The following is an 18,656-nucleotide window of genomic DNA, read 5'->3' on the forward strand; positions in this document are numbered from 1 at the left end:
TTATTTTTCCTCCTTTCTTTTCTTACCAAAGCGTTCTAGGGCTACACGAATGATATAACCTGATGCAACAAAGAAAATAATCAATGCAATCACTATGGAAACAATCTCCGTTGGAACGCCCGCTTCACTTGGCATATTTAATCCACCATTTTTCAGTGATCCAAATAAAATCGCTCCTAGTAGAACACCAAATGGTTGGTTTGCCCCTAATAACGCTACGGCGATTCCATCAAAACCAATACCTGTCATTGCATGAAGCTTAGACATATTTTCAAAGGTACCTAATGCTTCCATTGCACCACCTAGACCGGCAAAGGCACCGGAAATGACCATTGCTAGAATAATATTTTTGTTTACATTCATCCCCGCATATTGGGAAGCATTTTTATTGAACCCTACAGATTTTAGTTCATATCCTAAAGTTGTTTTTTCTAAAATGAACCACATGATCACTACCGCTATTAGTGCTAGTAGGAATCCCCAATGTAAACGGGAATAATCCGTAATCGATTCAAAGAATTGAGAACGCAATGAAGCTGTCTCATGTATTCTTTCTGTTCTTTCTCCTCCATCAGCGATGACTTCAATTAATGCATTCGCTACATGTAATGCTGTATAGTTTAACATAATTGTTACAATAACTTCGTGAACTTGAAGTTTTGCTTTTAATAAGCCTGGAATAAATGCCCATAAAGCACCCGCTAATGCCGCTGCAAGTAAAGCTAATGGTAGGTGAATAATAGCTGGCAAATCAAATGCTTGACCTACCCATGCAGCAGCTAACCACCCCATGATTAATTGCCCTTCAACCCCGATATTAAATAAACCTGTACGGAAAGCGAAGGCTACAGCTAAACCAGAGAATACATAAGGTGTGATCTGGCGAACCGTTTCACCCATCGTATATGTATCCATAAAAATACCGTTCCATAATGCGATATACCCATCAATCGGGTTAAAACCACTGACAGCCATTACAATCGCGCCAATGATTAAACCTAATATAATAGAGATAAGTGGAACAAGTATATTGACTAATCGTTTACTCATTTTCGCCACCTACCTTTTCTTTCTTACGTTGTAGCGATTGTCCTGCCATTAATAAGCCTAGTTCTTGCTCAGTTGTTTCCTGTGGATTCACCGTATCAATAATGTAACCGTCGTAAATAACGGCAATTTGGTCAGAGACATTCATTACTTCATCTAATTCAAATGAAATTAATAAAACGGCTTTCCCTTTATCCCGTTGTTCGATTAATCGCTTATGAATAAATTCGATCGCCCCTACATCAAGACCACGTGTTGGTAATGCAGCAATTAGTAAATCCGGATTACGATCAATTTCTCGTCCGATTATCGCCTTTTGTTGGTTACCACCTGATAATGAACGGGCTAAAGACATTTCACCTTCACCGGAACGAACATCATATTCTTCAATGATTTTTCGAGCAATTTCATTTACTTTTTTATAGTCGATAACGCCTGATTTAGAAATTGGCTTTTTATAATAAGTTTGTAGTGCAATATTATGTCCAATAGGGAAATCTAAAACAAGACCGTGTTTATGTCGATCTTGCGGAATATGTCCTACGCCTGATTCCGTAATTTTTCTTGGCTTTAATCCTGTGATATCTTTGCCATTTAACGATATTTTTCCGCCCTTCACTTTGCGAAGACCTGTAATCGCTTCGATTAACTCAGATTGCCCATTACCATCAATCCCTGCAATCCCAACGATTTCACCAGCACGAACGGTTAAATTTAAGTTTTTTACTTTATCAATGCCGCGGTTATCCGCAACTGTCAATGAATCAATTTGAAGAACAACTTCCTTAGGATTTGCAGGAGCTTTCTCCGTTTTAAACACAACTTGACGACCTACCATTAGCTCGGCAAGTTCTGTTGGATTCGTTTCAGCAGTTGTAACAGTACCAATCCCTTTTCCTTTACGGATAACCGTTACTCGATCGGAAACTTCCATAATTTCATTTAACTTATGGGTAATTAATATGATGGATTTTCCTTCCTCGATTAAACGTTTCATAATATGCATTAGTTCAGTAATTTCTTGTGGTGTTAAAGAAGCAGTTGGTTCATCGAAAATAATAATGTCTGCTCCACGATAAAGCGTTTTTAAAATTTCTACTCGCTGTTGCATGCCAACTGAAATATCTTCAATTTTCGCATTTGCCTCAACATTCAAACTGTACTTTTCTGATAACGCTTGCACTTCTTTCGAAGCATCTTTAATATTGATCGTTCCCATCTTAGTTGGTTCACTACCAAGAATGATATTTTCCGTCACCGTAAAATTTTCAACTAACATAAAGTGTTGATGCACCATACCGATTCCGAGATTATTAGCTACATTCGGATCTGTAATTTTTACTTCCTTGCCATGAACTCGGATGGTCCCCGCTTCAGGTTGATATAAACCAAAGAGTACATTCATCAACGTTGACTTTCCTGCACCATTTTCACCAAGAAGTGCATGAATCTCGCCTTTTTTAAGTTGAAGGGTGATGTTATCATTGGCTACAAAATCCCCAAATTGCTTACGGATTCCAAGCATTTCAATTACATATTCCAATGTGTTCACTCCCTTGGACACTTATTTTTTCAAAATAGTTTGATAGACTTGTATTTATAAATTAACACAAGAAAGGTTTTAATTTAACCGGTGATTTATGTAAATATCTATTAACTTAAAACCTTTCATCTATTAATTCAAATCACGCAAAGGGGAATGTTCGCACTTTTCTATTTATCAGAATATTACTAATTTTACTTCTGAACAAAACATGAAGACTAGCGCTCGCTAGCCTTCATATTTCTGAATCTTATTTTTCAGGTTGTTCCGGAACTTTAACTGTACCGTCGATAATTTGTTGTTTGTACTCTTCAACTTTCGCTAAAGTTTCTTCAGAGATTGCACCACGAGAATCAGCTAAGTCAACACCTTCGTCAGCTAAACCGTAAGTGATTGTTTGTCCACCAGGGAATTTTCCTTCTTGCGCTAATTTTGCAACTTCTTGAGCTGCAACGTCAACACGTTTTAATACAGAAGTTAATACAACGTTTGTTGAATCATCCACTTTACCTTCTTCGTATTGGTCACGGTCAACACCGATTACCCATACGTTAGCATTAGGATCTTTTTGTTTACGTTCTTTTGCTTCTGTGAATAAACCGTTACCTACACCACCAGCTGCATGGAAGATAATGTCTGCACCAGAATCATACATTCTTTTTGCAATTTGTTGACCTTTTGCTGCATCAGTGAAGCTTTCAGCATATTCAACATCCACTTTAATATTAGGGTCAACCGCTGCTACACCTGCTTCGAAACCAGCTTGGAATCCTCCGATAATTTCACCCGTTACACCACCGATGAAACCAACTTTACCAGTTTTTGTTTCTAAAGCTGCTGCTACACCTGCAAGGTAAGATGCTTCGTTTGCACGGAACATAATTGAAGCTACGTTTTCTTTGTCTGGAACTACTTCGTCAATAATAGCAATTTTTGCATCAGGTTGTTGATCAGCAACTTCTGCTACCGCATTATGTAATGCGAAACCAACTGCAAATACTAAATCAAAGTCACGACGAATTAAGCTATTTAAGTTTGTTACATAATCAGATTCTTGAGCAGATTGTAGGTAGTCAAAACCACCATCACCTTTTTTCAAGCCATTTTCTTCACCGAAAGCTTGGATACCTTCCCAAGTCGATTGGTTGAATGATTTGTCATCCACACCACCAGTATCTGTTACCATAGCAACTGAGAATGTATCTTCTGAACCTTTTTCAGAACTTTTTTCTCCAGTTTTTTCGCCTTCGCCACAAGCACCAAGGATTGTACCAAGTGCAAGTAAACCTGAAAGCGCAAATGCAAATTTACGTTTTTTCATTTGACTTACCCCCCAAAGGATTTAGTAATTAGCAGGAATTCTTCAGAAATGTTCTACACCCGTTTTCGAATTACATGGAAGCTGAATTTATCAGCTCTAAAGTAGTTTTTTGAATAAAGAACTACTCGATCATTATCATCATAATGAAGTTGCTTTAATACGAGCAATGCTGTTTCTCGGCCACAATTCAATATAGGAGATACTTGCTCATGATAACCTACTGGATCTATGTAAGTAACAGCGTAAGCAACATGAATATCACCTGATTGTTCAAGGGATGAGAATATGGAAACTTCCTTTTTTTGAACAAAGTTAGCTGGAAGGTGTTTTGTAAGCACTTTATCAATACAATAAACTACTGGTTCACCATCGGCAGTTCTAACTCGTTCAATGGTTAATACATGGTCATCATAATCACATTGAAAGCGATTTATATCATCGTCTGTCGGAATATTCTCAGAGGCATCTATAAAGATTGTCCCGGGAATCATTCCGGCATTTTCAATCATGGATGAGATACTTGATAATTGTTCAATTCCTGAAGTAAAAACAGGTTTTGGGTTCACAAATGTCCCTACTCCATGACGCCGTACGATAATATTTTCTTCTTCCAATAGTCGAAGCGCTTCACGTAAAGTTGCTCGACTCACTCCAAGTTCTTTCGACAAATCGAATTCTGAAGGTAACTTTTCGTTTTCTCTATAGATACCTTTTTGAATATCTTCTTTTAATCGATCGATGACTTGGAGATACAAATGACGATGATCAGCTTTTATTGACAATTTCATCACCACCAAACAACACAAGATCAGACATCTGATGTTGAACTTTCCTACTAATCGATTCATAATATACCACTTTTATTGAATAATGAAAATAGTTTTACAAAAAACTGTTGTGTAATAGAGAAAAAGTTTTGTGTAAAGTTAACATTAATATGTCATTTTACATATTTTATCCATTTTCCACATTCGCCTTGTCAATTAAAACTTGTCTTGGACGGCTTCCGTCCGGCGGGCCAACAACGCCCCGCAATTCCATTTGATCTACTATACGGGCAGCCCTTGAATAACCGATTCTAAAACGTCTTTGAAGCATTGAAACAGATGCAGTTTGCATTTCTACTACTAATTGTACTGCTTCATCATATAAATCATCCGTTTCTTCCTCAAAGGATTTTTCTGGTTCATCTGTTGGAATCATACTTTCATCATATTGAGCTTTTTGTTGTTCTATAACAAAATCGACAACTGCTTCAACCTCTGAATCAGATAAAAATGAACCTTGAACACGGATTGGTTTCGATGAACCTGCAGGTAAAAATAACATATCCCCTCTACCTAACAATCGTTCTGCACCACCCATATCAAGAATCGTACGGGAATCAATGGCAGACGAAACCGCAAAGGCAATTCGGGAAGGAATATTCGCTTTAATGACCCCTGTAATAACATCGACAGAAGGTCTTTGTGTTGCAATAATTAAATGGATACCCGCAGCACGGGCCATTTGCGCTAAACGGGTGATGGAATCTTCCACGTCATGGGATGCGACCATCATTAAGTCCGCTAACTCATCAATAATCACAACGATGTAAGGTAATTTTGGATGTTTTTCTTCATTTTCCAAATTAAATTGTTCGATATGATCGTTATACCCCTTAATGTTACGCGTCCCTGTATGGGAGAACAGGTCATAACGTCGTTCCATTTCCGACACGACTTTTTGTAATGCTTGTGATGCTTTCCGAGCATCCGTTACAACAGGAGCTAATAAATGAGGTATACCATTATAAACATTTAACTCTACCATTTTCGGATCGATTAACATCATTTTCACTTCATGAGGAGCTGCTCGCATTAAAATTGACACGATAATCCCATTAATACATACACTTTTCCCGCTACCAGTAGAACCAGCAACAAGTAAATGGGGCATTTTATTTAACTCTGCTAAAATCGCTTGACCAGTTATATCACGCCCAAAACCAATTAACAGTTTCGAATCAGGTTGATTATTTTCTTTTGCTTCCAACACTTCACGTAATGTTACCATAGCAATTTCACTATTCGGTACTTCAATCCCAATGGCAGATTTTCCAGGAATAGGTGCTTCCATTCGGATATCCTTTGCAGCTAATGCTAAAGCTAAATCATCTTGTAAACTAACAATTTTACTAACCTTCACGCCAACATCTGGCATAACTTCATACTTCGTAACAGCTGGACCTAGGTGGACTTGAGTCACCCTCGCCTTTACTCCAAAACTTAAAAAGGTTTGTTCTAACTTTTTCGCGTTAGCTTGAATAACGGAATATTCTCCACTTTGGTCATAAGCAGGAGGAAGTTGTAACAAATTCATAGAAGGAAGTCGGTAATCTACATTTTCGACGTTCGTTTCCACAGATTTTTGAATGACTTCTTCTATATTCTCTTTATCTGCTTCCGGTGCTTCTTCCGTAATGCGAATTTGTTGGGTTTGTGGCTCCGGTTGTTCTTTTTTTATATTTTGTGTAAACGCAGAGATTATCGGCTCTTCATCGTCTTCGAAATAGTCTTCAATCGGCTGTTGTTTTTTACGAACAGGTTGTTCCGTAGTTGCAGCAATTTCATTGGAGATTTTTTCATCCTTTGTTTTAGAACGTCTTGGTTTCTTTTCATCTTTGACGATTGTCTTTTTACTTCTTCTTCTTAAACTTCTTTTAGGAAATTTCTTTTTCATTTTTGGCGCATTTTCTACAAGAATTGGAACAAGTGCTTTCCCTGTAATTAATACAATTCCGATAAATAAAATAAACCATGCAGCGACCTTTGCGCCTGTTGAATCAAATAAAACATGAAACAAACTAAATAGTAAAGCACCAATCATCCCACCACCAAGGGCGCTACTACGATGATCGATTCCTTCCATTTCGATTAATAATCTCCATGTCTCTCGTAAAACCGAATCGGAAAGTAATTTATTGTTATTATATAATTCTTCGAAAAGTACGCTGTGAGCAAAAATAGATAAACTACAAATAATTAAAATAGAACCTTGTATAATACGATCTTTAAAGGATACGCTCTGTCTTTGCACCATTAATAATACAGCAATTAATACTGCAAAAAATGGCACAATGATATGGAGATTCCCAAATAAAAACATCGAAAGGGTTTTAATCATACGCCCGACTACACCATATTCAAAAAATATAATAATGGCAAAAGCGATCAATAAAAGTCCTATAATTTCATATGCAAGGGGGTGTAATCCCTTTTTTGCTTTCGTACTTGTTTTTTTTACTGCCATTCACATCACCTACTTTTAAAGTTGTTTCAATAGTTGTACTAAAAGTTAAAAAAAGGATTTCCTCGACCGTCAATCGGTTAAGAAAATCCTTTTTGGTTGCGGACAAATTCTTTCATCTACCATTTTCGACTAGAGAATTTATTATTTATTTGTCTACAACGCACCTTATACAGCTGCTTAGTATTCCATAATAATTGGGATAATCATTGGGCGGCGCTTTGTTTTTTGGAATAAATAAGCGTTTAGCGTATCACGGATTTCTTGTTTAATGTTTGTCCATTCAAACGTGTCTTTATTCACATACTTTTCAATAACAGAACGTGCAAGTTCAGTTGCTTCAAGTATTAACTCCTCTGACTCACGCACATAAACAAATCCGCGCGATAAAATTTCTGGGCCAGACGCAATTTTCTTTTGCGCACGGTTCAATGTAACAACGACGATGAAAATTCCATCTTGGGATAGTAATTTACGATCCCGTAATACAATGTTTCCAACGTCACCAACACCGATGCCGTCAATTAGGACGTTACCAGCTTGAACTCGGCCACTCATTCTCATTTTACCATTTTTGTATTCAACGATATCACCTTTGTCGGCGATAAAAATTTGTGATTTTTGCATTCCAACTGATTGAGCAAGTTTAGAATGGGCAATAAGCATTCTATATTCACCTTGTATCGGGATAAGGTATTTTGGTTTCATTAAATTCAGCATCATTTTTAAATCTTCTTGACTACCGTGGCCAGATACATGCACTTTTTTATCAGCTGTAAGGACAGTTGCCCCTGCTTTCGCTAAACTATTCATCGCACCAGCCATTTGTATTTCCATTCCTGGTGAAGGCGTGAATGTGATTAGTACAGTATCCGTATCTTTAATACGAATATCGCGGTGCTGTTTCCGAACGATTTTATCAAGCGCCTCTAACGGCTCACCTTGATTACTTGTAACGAGAATAATAATTTCATCGTCTTGGTATTTTTGAATCGTATTAACAGGAATTAACGTTTCTTCATCGATCGTTAAATATCCTAAGTTCACACCTATATCAATAACCTTTTCTAAACTCTTACCGACAACAGCAACTTTTCTTCCTGACTCTTGGGCATGGTTAAATACTTGTTGAATTCGAATAAAGTTTGATGCATATACCGCGACAATCATTCGAGCAGGTGCAGAGTGGAAATATTTAGCTAACTTTTCTTCGATCACGGTTTCACTCGTTGTATAACCTGGTCGTTCTGCTTCCGTTGATTCAGAAAGTAAAATAAATACCCCTTCTTCACCTAACTGGGCCATTTTTGCTAAATCCGGTTTAAATTTCCCTTTGGCCGATTGATCAAACTTAAACTCACCAGTATGAACAATAGCCCCTTCCGAAGTATGGAATACGATACCTAATGAGTCAGGGATGCTATGTGTTGTATGGAAAAATGTTACGTATGTTGTATTAAAATTCATTCGACTTTTATTCGTAACTTCGAAAAACTTCACAGGATGAGGAACTGGTAAGTCTTTAATATGTTCTTTTGCTAAAGCAATTGTTAATTTGGATCCGTAAACTGGAGCTTTAATTTTTTGTAAAACGTATGCAATGGATCCAATTGCATCTTCGTGACCGTGGGTTAAGAAAATCCCTTTTACACGATCTTTGTTTTCTTCTAAGTAAGTAATGTCAGGAATGACGATATCTATTCCAAGCATCTCATCTTCTGGGAACATTAGTCCACTATCTACAATAAATAGTTCGTCATCGATTTCGATTACGTACATAGATTTTCCGATTTCTCCAACTCCGCCAAGAGGGATTACTCGGATTACTTCATTTTTAGTTTTTGTCACTTGATTTCCTCCTATAATATCCCGAACGCACAACCACTTAAACTCATTATACGGTGTCCATGCATGAAGCACAAATAAAAAAAGAATATTTTTTATTTAATGCTAAATGCTGCTTATTTTTGCACAGGTGAAAAGTAAGTGGATAGAAATAATAAAAGACGCATGTCAAGACGCTTAGTTTTTTACGTCTAGGAGATAAAAAGCTGATGAATTTAAAATGAAACACTTATATAAAACAAAAAAGCAAACACCGAAATGTTTGCTTTTTTATATAATCCTTTTTTTAGAAGGAAATGTTTAGTTCACTCAGTTTTTCTTGGAACTTCGCCCAAGTGTGATCAAACTTCATTTTATCTTCTTCCAGAAGTTCTACTAATGGAAGTCTTACCTTTTCAACATTAAATCCTACTTTCGATAAAGCATATTTAACCGGGACTGGATTTGGATTAGCAAATAATTGATGAATTACTGGTAATAGCGCTTGATGTAATTTATACGCATCTTCATGTCGTCCATCTTCAAATGCTTGAATCATCGCTTGCATTTCGTTACCAACCACATGGGCAGCAACCGAAATAACTCCTCTACCCCCTATTGCAAGCAGGGGTAAAGTTAGACCGTCGTCACCACTATAAATATAAGTATCGTCGGAAACTTCAGCTAGTATTTTCGTCATTTGATCTAAATTACCGCTGGCTTCTTTCACAATTCTTATATTTGGGATTTTACTTAAAGCAATGGTCGTTTCTGCATGAATATTAATACCTGTTCGACTTGGTATATTATAAACGACAATAGGCAAGGACGTTGCTTTCGCAATGGCTTCAAAATGCGCATAAATACCACGTTGATTTGGCTTATTATAGTACGGTGCAACAAGCATGACACCATCTACACCTAAGGCTTCCACTTTTTTTGTCATCTCGATTGAAAATTCGGTTTCATTATCACCTGTTCCAGCAATCACTGGAATACGTTTATTCACTTTCTTAACCGTATAATCAATTAATTCGAGTTTTTCCTCAACAGTTAAAGTGGGAGATTCTCCCGTCGTACCACAAACCACAATAGTATCCGTACCATTTGCTATTAAATGCTCAATTATTTGCTCTACTACATCAAAAGCGATTGCGCCATTTTCTTGAAATGGGGTAATCATGGCAGTAGCAACACGACCTAAATCCACTATATACACCCCTTATAGTAAGTTATCCTCTAACATCGCTTCTGCTATTTGAATTGAGTTTAAAGCTGCACCTTTCAACAAGTTATCTGAAACGATCCATAAATGGAATCCTTTTTTATTTGATAAGTCTTGGCGAATACGTCCAACATAAACTGGATCTTCACCTTCTACAAATAGAGGCATTGGATAGTCTTGTGTCGTAATATCGTCTTGTAATACAATTCCAGGAGCATTTCTTAACACTTCAAAAATGTCATTCACAGAAGCGTCACTTTCCACTTCTATATAAACGGACTCGGAATGTCCAGAAACAACTGGTACACGTACACATGTAGCTGCCACTGCTAATTCAGGCATGTGCATAATTTTTTTCGTTTCGTTAATCATTTTCATTTCTTCGTATGTAAAGCCATTTTCCGTAAATACATCAATTTGCGGAATGACATTACGTGCGATTGGATAATGTTTTTTATCAGATTTAGCTGGTAGTATTTTTGCTTCTACATTTTTTCCTGCTTCCCATTGTGCACTTTGTTCACGCAATTCTTCAATAGCCGAAACACCTGAACCGGAAACGGCTTGGTAAGTAGAAACAATAACTTTTGTCAAACCAAATTTTTCACGAATTGGTTGAAGAGCTGCCACCATTTGAATCGTAGAACAGTTTGGATTCGCAATAATACCATTATGTTCTTTTAAGTCCTCTCTATTCACTTCAGGTACAACTAGTGGCACTTCAGGATGCATACGGAAGTGACTCGTATTATCAATCACCACTGCGCCACGTTTTGCAGCTTCTGGAGCTAATTTCGCAGAAACTGAACCACCAGCTGAAAATAGAGCTACATCTACTCCTTCAAAAGCTTCCGGTGTAGCTTCTTCAATCATATAAGTGTTTCCATTGAATTCGATTTCTTTACCTGCCGATCTTGCTGAAGCTAAAAATTTTATATGTTTAATTGGAAAATTACGTTTAATTAGTTGTTCTTTCATCTTTGTTCCTACTGCACCTGTAGCACCTACAATTGCAACTGTTAATTCTTTAGTCATTCACTCATCTCTCCTCAAAAAACTAGTAACATAATGTTGAAAATTGTATCATAAAAAGGAGAAGCTGTGTTAGGATTTTTCATTATTTAGAATATTGTACAAACAAAGGCTGTAACTGCTTTTTATGCACAATTGCAGATTCTACTGTATCTACCATTTTTGTGAAATCGGCAATGAGTGAATTTGGTTTATTGTGCGGATCATCTTGACCAAAAGGAATAAAGTAAATATTTTTGGAGTTTAATAGTTTCATAATGTTCACACCGTTTAACCCTAAGGCGTCGTTCGTTGAAATACCTAAAACAACGGGTGAACCATTACGAAGTGTAGCCTTTGCAGCCATTAACACAGGGCTATCCGTTGAAGCATTTGCAAATTTACTAATCGAATTTCCTGTCATTGGTGCGATAACCATACAATCTAACGGATTTTTTGGTCCAAAAGGTTCCGCTTCTACGATGGAAGAAACGACTTTTTCCCCTGTTAAAGTCTCAATTTTATTTATCCATTCTTCTCCTGTGCCAAAACGTGTAGCAGCTGTTAACACAGAATGGGTAATAATTGGTACTACCGTTGCCCCGGCATTGCGGAAATCCATTATTTTCGGAACTACGTCTTCGTAAGTACAATGGGATGCCGTTATGCCTAGCCCTATTCGTTTACCTTCTAGCAACGATCTCTCCTCCTTAATTGTCCAACGATTGATTCATATAGTACATTTCCAGCATCCTCAGGGAAAAACTTTCCAGGTAATGCTGGTAACAGTTCATATTGCTTTCTAATCACTCCATCTTGTAAACACCCTGGATGGGAGGCTAAATCATATACTGGAATGGTAATCTTTTCGTTAAATTGTTCATCTAGCCATTTAGCAGGTATTGTGTTTATGAAGAAATCCCCTACCACTTCACCCACATGATCTAAATAAACCGCTTCATAACGAAAGGCTTTTGCTTCACTTAATTGCACATCAGATCGCACCGCAATACTTACTTCAGCACCGATACTTTTTAATATATGAGCAACCATTTTCGCAACGCGCCCGAACCCTGTAATGATAAATTTCTTCCCTTGAATTGCTTTTTTTGTATTGTAAAAGCTTGATACAAAAGCTTCCGCTGTTAACGCAGCATTGTGCCAAATGAAGGCCTCATCTTGTAAATAATAATGAATTTCGTTCTTTTGTAAAACATTACGCCACTCGTCATTTAGCTTTCCAGCAAAAATAACTGCGTTGGAAAGTCCAAATACCATCGGTACTTCTATCGATAACGGATGAATTGGTAGCACAACAAAATGAGGTTGAAATTCAAGAACTGTTTTGTTTAGTTCTTCATCCCAAACGCTCAAACTTTTATAATAAACGGTTCTATTTTCGTTGGTTAAATTTTTTGCTAACACTTTCATGCGTAGGTCTGTTCCAACTACTAACCATTTCTCTTCGGTCATGTTTCAAACTGCCTTCTTTTGGATGATGTACGATGGAATAGTATCCGATCTTCACCGATCAGATGAATTTCTTCCCAAGGAATAAATAACGGTGTTGTTACTTTTTTCTTTTGGAATGGTATTTTCGCTGATTGTTCATGTAATTCAAAGCCAAAAATTTTCCCTGTCTTCGGATCAAATAAACACTCCGTTTCTGACAAATAACCATACCTTACACCATTTTCCATCTCTATCAGTTCTTTTTCTGCAAGCTCCGATAGCAGCATTGTCTCCCTCCTCCATGAGCTTATTGATACTATATGCAACATAAGAATTGATGGTGACCCCTTTTCACGTTTGCGGTTGACAACAACTGTACTAACTGTATATAGTGTATATATACAGTTAGTAAAGGGGTATTTAAAAAATGCATATACGCTTAAGCAATGCCAGTGATAAACCAATTTACGAACAAATAACACAACAAATTAAACAAGCTATTTTAACTGGTGTATTAAAACCCGGCGAAGTACTTCCTTCCATTCGAAGCTTAGCGAAAGAATTAAAAATAAGTGTCGTCACGACAAAACGTGCTTATAGCGATTTAGAAAATGATGGTTTCATCGAAACAGTTGCTGGAAAAGGAAGTTTTGTGGCAGAACGTAATCAAGATTTTTTACGTGAAGAGCTATTACGACAAGTGGAAGAATCATTGCAGAAGGCCGTTCAAACTGCCAAATTAGCAGGCATGCCAAAGGAAGAATTATTAGAATTATTGTCACTTTTAGTGGAGGAGGAAATACAATGACGAATGCAATAGAAGTTTTGAATTTAAATAAAAAATTACAACAATTTCAATTACGTGATGTATCGTTCACTTTACCGACCGGTACAATTATGGGCTTTGTCGGAGAAAATGGTGCAGGTAAAACAACTACGATTAAATGCCTAATCAATTTACTTAAAAAAGATCGCGGTTCTATTAAGTTATTTGGTTTAGAGCAAGATTCAAACCAGCTTGCTATTAAGGAACAAATTGGTGTCGTGTTTGATCATATCCATTTCCTAGAAATGTTAACACCGAAACAAATCAATCAACTAATGGGTGCCGTTTATAAAACTTGGGATCAGCAGTATTTTTTTAAATTAATGAATCAATTAAAAGTACCTATCCATAAACCGATTAAACAACTGTCCAGTGGGATGAAAATGAAACTTTCCATCTCTACTGCATTAGCACACTATCCTAAATTACTCATTTTAGATGAGCCGACAAGTGGACTGGATCCAATTGTTCGAGAAGAGATTTTAGATTTATTTTTAGAGTTTATGCAGGATGAGGAACATAGTATATTATTTTCTTCCCATATTACGAGTGATTTAGAAAAAATTGCTGATTATATTACTTTTATTCATGAAGGAGAAATTTTATTTAGCGAAAATAAGGATGATTTATTATATCATCTAGGAATTTGGAAAGGCTCCCTTGAACAAGCGAAGGAATTACCTGATCATGCAAAAGTTCGAATGAAAGAAACGCCATTTGGAGTGGAAATTTTAGTGAAGCGGAATGAAGTGAATAATGCTTTTTATTTGGAAAAACCAACTATTGAAGACATTATGTTATTTTATGTGAAAGGAGACTTTTTAAAATGAAAGCATTATTATTAAAAGACTTTTTGGCTATGAAGTCCCAGCTTAAAATGATTGTTAGCATTCTTTTATTGTTTGTTGTCGTCTCTTTCTTTTTACAAGATAGCTTTTATTTGATCTTATCCATTTTTATCTTTGGTACGATTCAAGTAACAACTTCTTTTACTTATGATGAAATGAGCAATTGGGATCAATATGCAAATACTTTACCTTTGGAAAAATCAGAAATTGTAAAAAGTAAATACGTATTAAGTTTACTTTTAAGTATAGGTACATTATTACTCTTTAGCCCTATTTTACTTTTAATTAATCATTTAACAAAGGGTTTGCTTCTTTTTGATTTACTGCCTATCATTGCTTTATTGGCCACTGGATCCCTTTTGATTATGTCCCTTTTATTACCTATTTACATAAAGTTCGGCACACAAAAGGGAAGACTCTTTTTATTTTTAATCGTCATTCTTCCAATTATAGGATTTAATGCATCGATTTCATTTATACTTGATCAGCTACCACCAATTGAAACACTACAAAAGCTTAGTTATGTTTCCCCGATTTTTGGAGCTATACTTTTTATCCTTTCCTATATTCTTTCTGTTAAATTATATGAAACGAAGGAATTTTAAAATAGAAAACGGTTGTTTCCTAGTCATTTAGGAACAACCGTTTTTTTTATTTACTACTCTTTAATAGAAATAGACGAAATTATTTAACCCCTTGCCCAATTATTGAAACAGCAGGTTCTACACTTAAGATGGATTCAATCAATCGATCCACTTTATCCATCGATACTAGGTCGATTTCTGCAATCGTTTCATCAATCGTTTTATGACGCCCATGTAGTAATTCATTACGTCCATTTCGGCTCATCCGGGAATTGGTACTTTCCAAGCCTAAAACAAAACTTCCCTTTAACTGTTCCTTTGCATTCGAAAGTTCCGTTTCTTTAATTCCTTCAGTACGAACTTTTTGCAAAGTTTCATTAATGGTTTCATGCATGATGGATAACTGTTGATTATTTGTACTTCCGTAAATCGTAAATGCCCCAACATCCGCATAGCATGATTGATAAGAAAAGATTGTATAAGCTAAACCTCTTTCTTCCCTCACTTCTTGGAATAGTCTTGAAGACATATTCCCACCAATAATATTGTTGAGAGCGATAAAACTATTCAAATCAGGATGCTTCATTCCTATAGCAGGATAGGAAATAGCTAAGTGGGATTGTTCCACATCCCTCTCCTTTACAAAACGACCCGAATGAAAAGTTGGATTCGTAAGCTTTGTTTCTACCGCCTTTTCAGTACGCTCATATCGGCCAAATAATTTTTCAATATGTAATAGCAAATCATTCGTTACATTCCCTGCAACCGATATAACAATATTTTCTGGGAAATAGTATTTCTCCATATATTGACGAATTGTGTTAGAAGTAAAGGTAGACAACGTCTTGTTCGTTCCTAAAATCGGTAATCCTAATGCGTCAGTAGGATACATCACTCGCCATAATTGTTCATGGACATCATCATCGGGCGCATCCTCACTCATTAAAATTTCTTCTAGCACGACTTGTCGTTCTTTATCTAATTCATTTTGATCAAAGCTAGAGTTAAAAAACATATCTGCCAGAATTGAAACAGCTAATTGCCCATGATGATCTAGCACTTTAGCATAATAACAAGTATTTTCTTTCGATGTAAAAGCATTAATCTCTCCACCGATTCGATCAAATTCTTCGGCAATTTGTCTAGCAGTTCTCGTTTTCGTTCCTTTAAATAACATATGTTCAATGAAATGGGTAATTCCATTTTCTTCAGGTTGCTCAAATCTAGAACCTGCCCCTACCCAAATACCTACGGAAATAGATCGCACATAGGGGATTTCCTCTGAAACGATTCGAACACCGTTTTGACATGTATAAACTGTAACCAAACTATCTCTTCACCTCTTTAATCCATTCTTCTCCAGCATGAATCCTTCACTAAACATTGTCTGATTAATCGTTTTGCTTAAAGGATAGTCTATTCCCTACGCTTACTTTTAGTAATACGTATAGAATAAAGGAAAAATTAGTAGCATTTAATAATCATATGCTAATCTTCTCCATCCTTCAACTTTCAAAAACCATTTCCTATCTTCATATTTTTTATATGTATATTAAGAAATTCTTCATAATTGTCCTTCCAATTTCTTCAGATTTTTTTCCTACAATGAATTTATCACTTAACAAAGGAATGAAAAACAATATGATTACTGTTCAATCATTGCAACACACTTTTACAATAGGTAAAAAAGGGCAAGAAAAAAAGGTGGAAGTATTAAAAGATATCAACTTCCGTATTGAACAAGGGGAAGTAGTGGCCATTGTCGGAAAAAGTGGTTCAGGAAAATCGACGTTACTACAAACGATTGCTGGTTTTATGAAACCTGATTCTGGATCAATTATTATTAATAATACCGAAATTGCTGGGTTTACAGAAAAGCAAAGTACCGCATTTCGTTTAGATCATTTCGGCTTCATCTTTCAAAATTTCCAATTACTACCTTCTCAAACCGTGTTTGAAAATGTTGAACTACCTTTAAAACTTAAAGGAATTAGTCCAGCTATTCGGAAAAAGAAAGTAAGTGAGATGCTTACAAAAGTTGAATTAACGGCAGTAGAAGACCATTATCCAAATGAACTTTCCGGTGGGCAACAGCAGCGGGTATCGATTGCGCGGGCTATGATTACTAATCCGCCTATCATTTTAGCTGATGAGTCGACAGGAAGTTTAGATTCACAAACGGAAAAAGAGATTTTATCACTTATTCAACAACTAAATGAACAAGATAATATTACGTTTATCATCATTACCCATGACGAAGAAGTTGCTTCTATCGCGGATCGAAAATTTCGAATGGCAGATGGTGTATTAGTAGGAGGTATGGCTCATGTTATTTAAAGATCAATTACAATTTGTATTTCAACATATGAAAAAAAATAAACTACGTGTCACGATGACGATATTAGCTGCTATGATTGGATGTTCGTTTCTAATTGTACTTGCTTCAATTGGTTTTGGTATTCAAGAAACTTTACGGAACGATATTCTCTCTCAAGAAGAAGTTACAAGAATCGAACTTTATGGTGATGAAACGCTTTCAGAAAAAGATCAAGAGTATATTGAAAGTGTTGAGCATGTAAAAGTTGTATTAAATAAGGCTGACTTAGAAGGACTTGTTACTACCTCCTTTGAAGATCGAAAAGGAGAATCTACAGGAGTTATTTTTAATACGTCTGAACGAGAAAAACTTCCTTCTGATTTGAAAGAAGGTCGCTTACCGGAACAAGCGAACGAAATTGTAGTCGGGTATCATTTTGGTCAAAGTTTATTAAATGATGAAGATAAAGCAATTATTGAAAAAAAATCAAAAGAAGCTGAACAACAAGGAACTTATTACGATGGTTCAGAGGAAGGTTATAAAGGGGATATGTTAAATAAAGAAATATCTCTACAATTTTTCGATAATGAATCCGGAAAATATTCCGAGCCATCCAATTTTAAAATTGTCGGTATTTTAAAGGAACCTTCCTATGATTGGTACATCGATTCATCCATTCAATTTAGCGATGCTTTATTGGACAAGTTTCCTAACTTAGTAACGTATCCGTCCACATTTATTTATGTAGATTCTGTTGAAAATGTAATGCCTGTTTTAGATACGTTAAAAGATCAAAACTATCAAGTATATTCTCAACTTGAACAATTAGAAGAAATGGATCTGTTTTTCCTTATTTTTAAAATCGGACTTATTTTTATTGGAACGATTGCCATTCTAATTGCTTCCATTGGTATTTTTAATACAATGACAATGGCGGTTACAGAAAGAACGCGTGAGATTGGTGTATTAAAAGCGATTGGAGCTTCTCCTTCCTTAATCCAACGGTTATTTTTAATGGAAAGTACATTTATCGGTCTTTTAGGTACTGTATTAGCTGTAGTTGTCTCCTATGGAATTAGTTTTGCGGCAAACGCTATTTTACCTTATGTTGTCTCCTTCGCTTTATCTGAAGAAGATCTATCGAATTACGAAATTACTTTCTCTTTAATACCAATTAGTCTTGTGCTCGTTGCAGGAGGTATTAGTTTACTTGTTGCAATCGTTTCCGGCTGGCGACCAGCCCGTAATGCGACGAAGATTGAAGTCATTCAAGCATTGCGTCAAGAATTATAAGACTATCGTTACGTTCATAAAAATAAGCGTAGACAAAGTTGAAAAACTTCGTCTACGCTTAAATTTTTATCTATGAT

Annotated in this window: 17 protein-coding genes; 5 read left to right on the forward strand and 12 right to left on the reverse strand. The window is 36.1% G+C overall.

What is annotated here, in order from left to right; genetic code table 11:
• The 11 genes from H9636_RS03450 to H9636_RS03500 all read right to left on the reverse strand — a co-directional run bounded on the left by H9636_RS03450 (position 1) and on the right by H9636_RS03500 (position 12,998).
• Positions 1 to 1,050: an ABC transporter permease gene (locus H9636_RS03450; RefSeq protein ID WP_191706247.1), complete on the reverse strand. Its 1,050-nt coding sequence runs from the start codon at positions 1,048 to 1,050 to the stop codon at positions 1 to 3.
• On the reverse strand, positions 1,043 to 2,590 hold the full coding sequence (locus H9636_RS03455) for an ABC transporter ATP-binding protein (RefSeq protein WP_191706248.1): 1,548 nt from the start codon (positions 2,588 to 2,590) through the stop codon (positions 1,043 to 1,045). The genes H9636_RS03450 and H9636_RS03455 overlap by 8 nt, the downstream gene beginning before the upstream one ends.
• 250 nt (positions 2,591 to 2,840) lie before the next feature.
• Entirely contained in the window at positions 2,841 to 3,911 is a 1,071-nt protein-coding gene (locus H9636_RS03460) for a BMP family lipoprotein (RefSeq protein ID WP_191706249.1), read from the reverse strand.
• A 53-nt stretch (positions 3,912 to 3,964) separates the two neighbouring features.
• Positions 3,965 to 4,693: a GntR family transcriptional regulator gene (locus H9636_RS03465; protein WP_191706250.1), complete on the reverse strand. Its 729-nt coding sequence runs from the start codon at positions 4,691 to 4,693 to the stop codon at positions 3,965 to 3,967.
• A 172-nt stretch (positions 4,694 to 4,865) separates the two neighbouring features.
• Entirely contained in the window at positions 4,866 to 7,202 is a 2,337-nt protein-coding gene (locus tag H9636_RS03470) for an FtsK/SpoIIIE family DNA translocase (RefSeq protein ID WP_191706251.1), read from the reverse strand.
• Positions 7,203 to 7,379: 177 nt separating this feature from the next.
• Positions 7,380 to 9,047, reverse strand: coding sequence for a ribonuclease J (locus H9636_RS03475; protein ID WP_191706252.1), 1,668 nt, complete (start codon positions 9,045 to 9,047; stop codon positions 7,380 to 7,382).
• A 283-nt stretch (positions 9,048 to 9,330) separates the two neighbouring features.
• On the reverse strand, positions 9,331 to 10,233 hold the full coding sequence (dapA, locus tag H9636_RS03480; protein ID WP_191706253.1) for a 4-hydroxy-tetrahydrodipicolinate synthase: 903 nt from the start codon (positions 10,231 to 10,233) through the stop codon (positions 9,331 to 9,333).
• A gap of 12 nt (positions 10,234 to 10,245) precedes the next feature.
• Entirely contained in the window at positions 10,246 to 11,283 is a 1,038-nt protein-coding gene (locus H9636_RS03485) for an aspartate-semialdehyde dehydrogenase (RefSeq protein ID WP_191706254.1), read from the reverse strand.
• Positions 11,284 to 11,365: 82 nt separating this feature from the next.
• Positions 11,366 to 11,956 (reverse strand): dipicolinate synthase subunit B, encoded by a 591-nt coding sequence (locus H9636_RS03490; protein WP_191706255.1) that lies wholly within the window; start codon positions 11,954 to 11,956, stop codon positions 11,366 to 11,368.
• On the reverse strand, positions 11,950 to 12,732 hold the full coding sequence (locus H9636_RS03495; RefSeq protein ID WP_191706256.1) for a dipicolinate synthase subunit A: 783 nt from the start codon (positions 12,730 to 12,732) through the stop codon (positions 11,950 to 11,952). Before H9636_RS03495 ends, H9636_RS03490 begins: the two co-directional genes overlap by 7 nt.
• Positions 12,729 to 12,998 (reverse strand): YlmC/YmxH family sporulation protein, encoded by a 270-nt coding sequence (locus H9636_RS03500; protein WP_191706257.1) that lies wholly within the window; start codon positions 12,996 to 12,998, stop codon positions 12,729 to 12,731. The genes H9636_RS03495 and H9636_RS03500 overlap by 4 nt, the downstream gene beginning before the upstream one ends.
• A 140-nt stretch (positions 12,999 to 13,138) precedes the next feature.
• Here H9636_RS03500 and H9636_RS03505 point away from each other — a divergent pair, with 140 nt between their 5' ends.
• From H9636_RS03505 to H9636_RS03515, 3 genes are read left to right on the forward strand one after another with little or no spacing between them, the layout of a single operon-like run.
• On the forward strand, positions 13,139 to 13,519 hold the full coding sequence (locus tag H9636_RS03505; protein WP_191706258.1) for a GntR family transcriptional regulator: 381 nt from the start codon (positions 13,139 to 13,141) through the stop codon (positions 13,517 to 13,519).
• Complete coding sequence (locus H9636_RS03510) at positions 13,516 to 14,367, forward strand: ABC transporter ATP-binding protein (protein WP_191706259.1); 852 nt, start codon at positions 13,516 to 13,518, stop codon at positions 14,365 to 14,367. The genes H9636_RS03505 and H9636_RS03510 overlap by 4 nt, the downstream gene beginning before the upstream one ends.
• A complete protein-coding gene (locus tag H9636_RS03515; RefSeq protein WP_191706260.1) occupies positions 14,364 to 14,990 on the forward strand; it encodes an ABC-2 transporter permease in 627 nt (208 codons plus the stop codon). Before H9636_RS03510 ends, H9636_RS03515 begins: the two co-directional genes overlap by 4 nt.
• A 79-nt stretch (positions 14,991 to 15,069) precedes the next feature.
• On the opposite strand, the gene H9636_RS03520 is transcribed toward H9636_RS03515, so the two are convergent.
• The gene (locus tag H9636_RS03520) at positions 15,070 to 16,296 is read right to left on the reverse strand and encodes a M16 family metallopeptidase (RefSeq protein WP_191706261.1); all 1,227 of its coding nucleotides are present in this window, start codon (positions 16,294 to 16,296) and stop codon (positions 15,070 to 15,072) included.
• Between the two features lie 314 nt (positions 16,297 to 16,610).
• Here H9636_RS03520 and H9636_RS03525 point away from each other — a divergent pair, with 314 nt between their 5' ends.
• A complete protein-coding gene (locus tag H9636_RS03525) occupies positions 16,611 to 17,306 on the forward strand; it encodes an ABC transporter ATP-binding protein (RefSeq protein ID WP_191706262.1) in 696 nt (231 codons plus the stop codon).
• The gene (locus H9636_RS03530) at positions 17,296 to 18,579 is read left to right on the forward strand and encodes an ABC transporter permease (RefSeq protein ID WP_191706263.1); all 1,284 of its coding nucleotides are present in this window, start codon (positions 17,296 to 17,298) and stop codon (positions 18,577 to 18,579) included. The genes H9636_RS03525 and H9636_RS03530 overlap by 11 nt, the downstream gene beginning before the upstream one ends.
• Positions 18,580 to 18,656: the final 77 nt, after the last annotated feature.

It is taken from the genome of Ureibacillus galli (assembly GCF_014836845.1).
Taxonomy (GTDB): domain Bacteria; phylum Bacillota; class Bacilli; order Bacillales_A; family Planococcaceae; genus Ureibacillus; species Ureibacillus galli.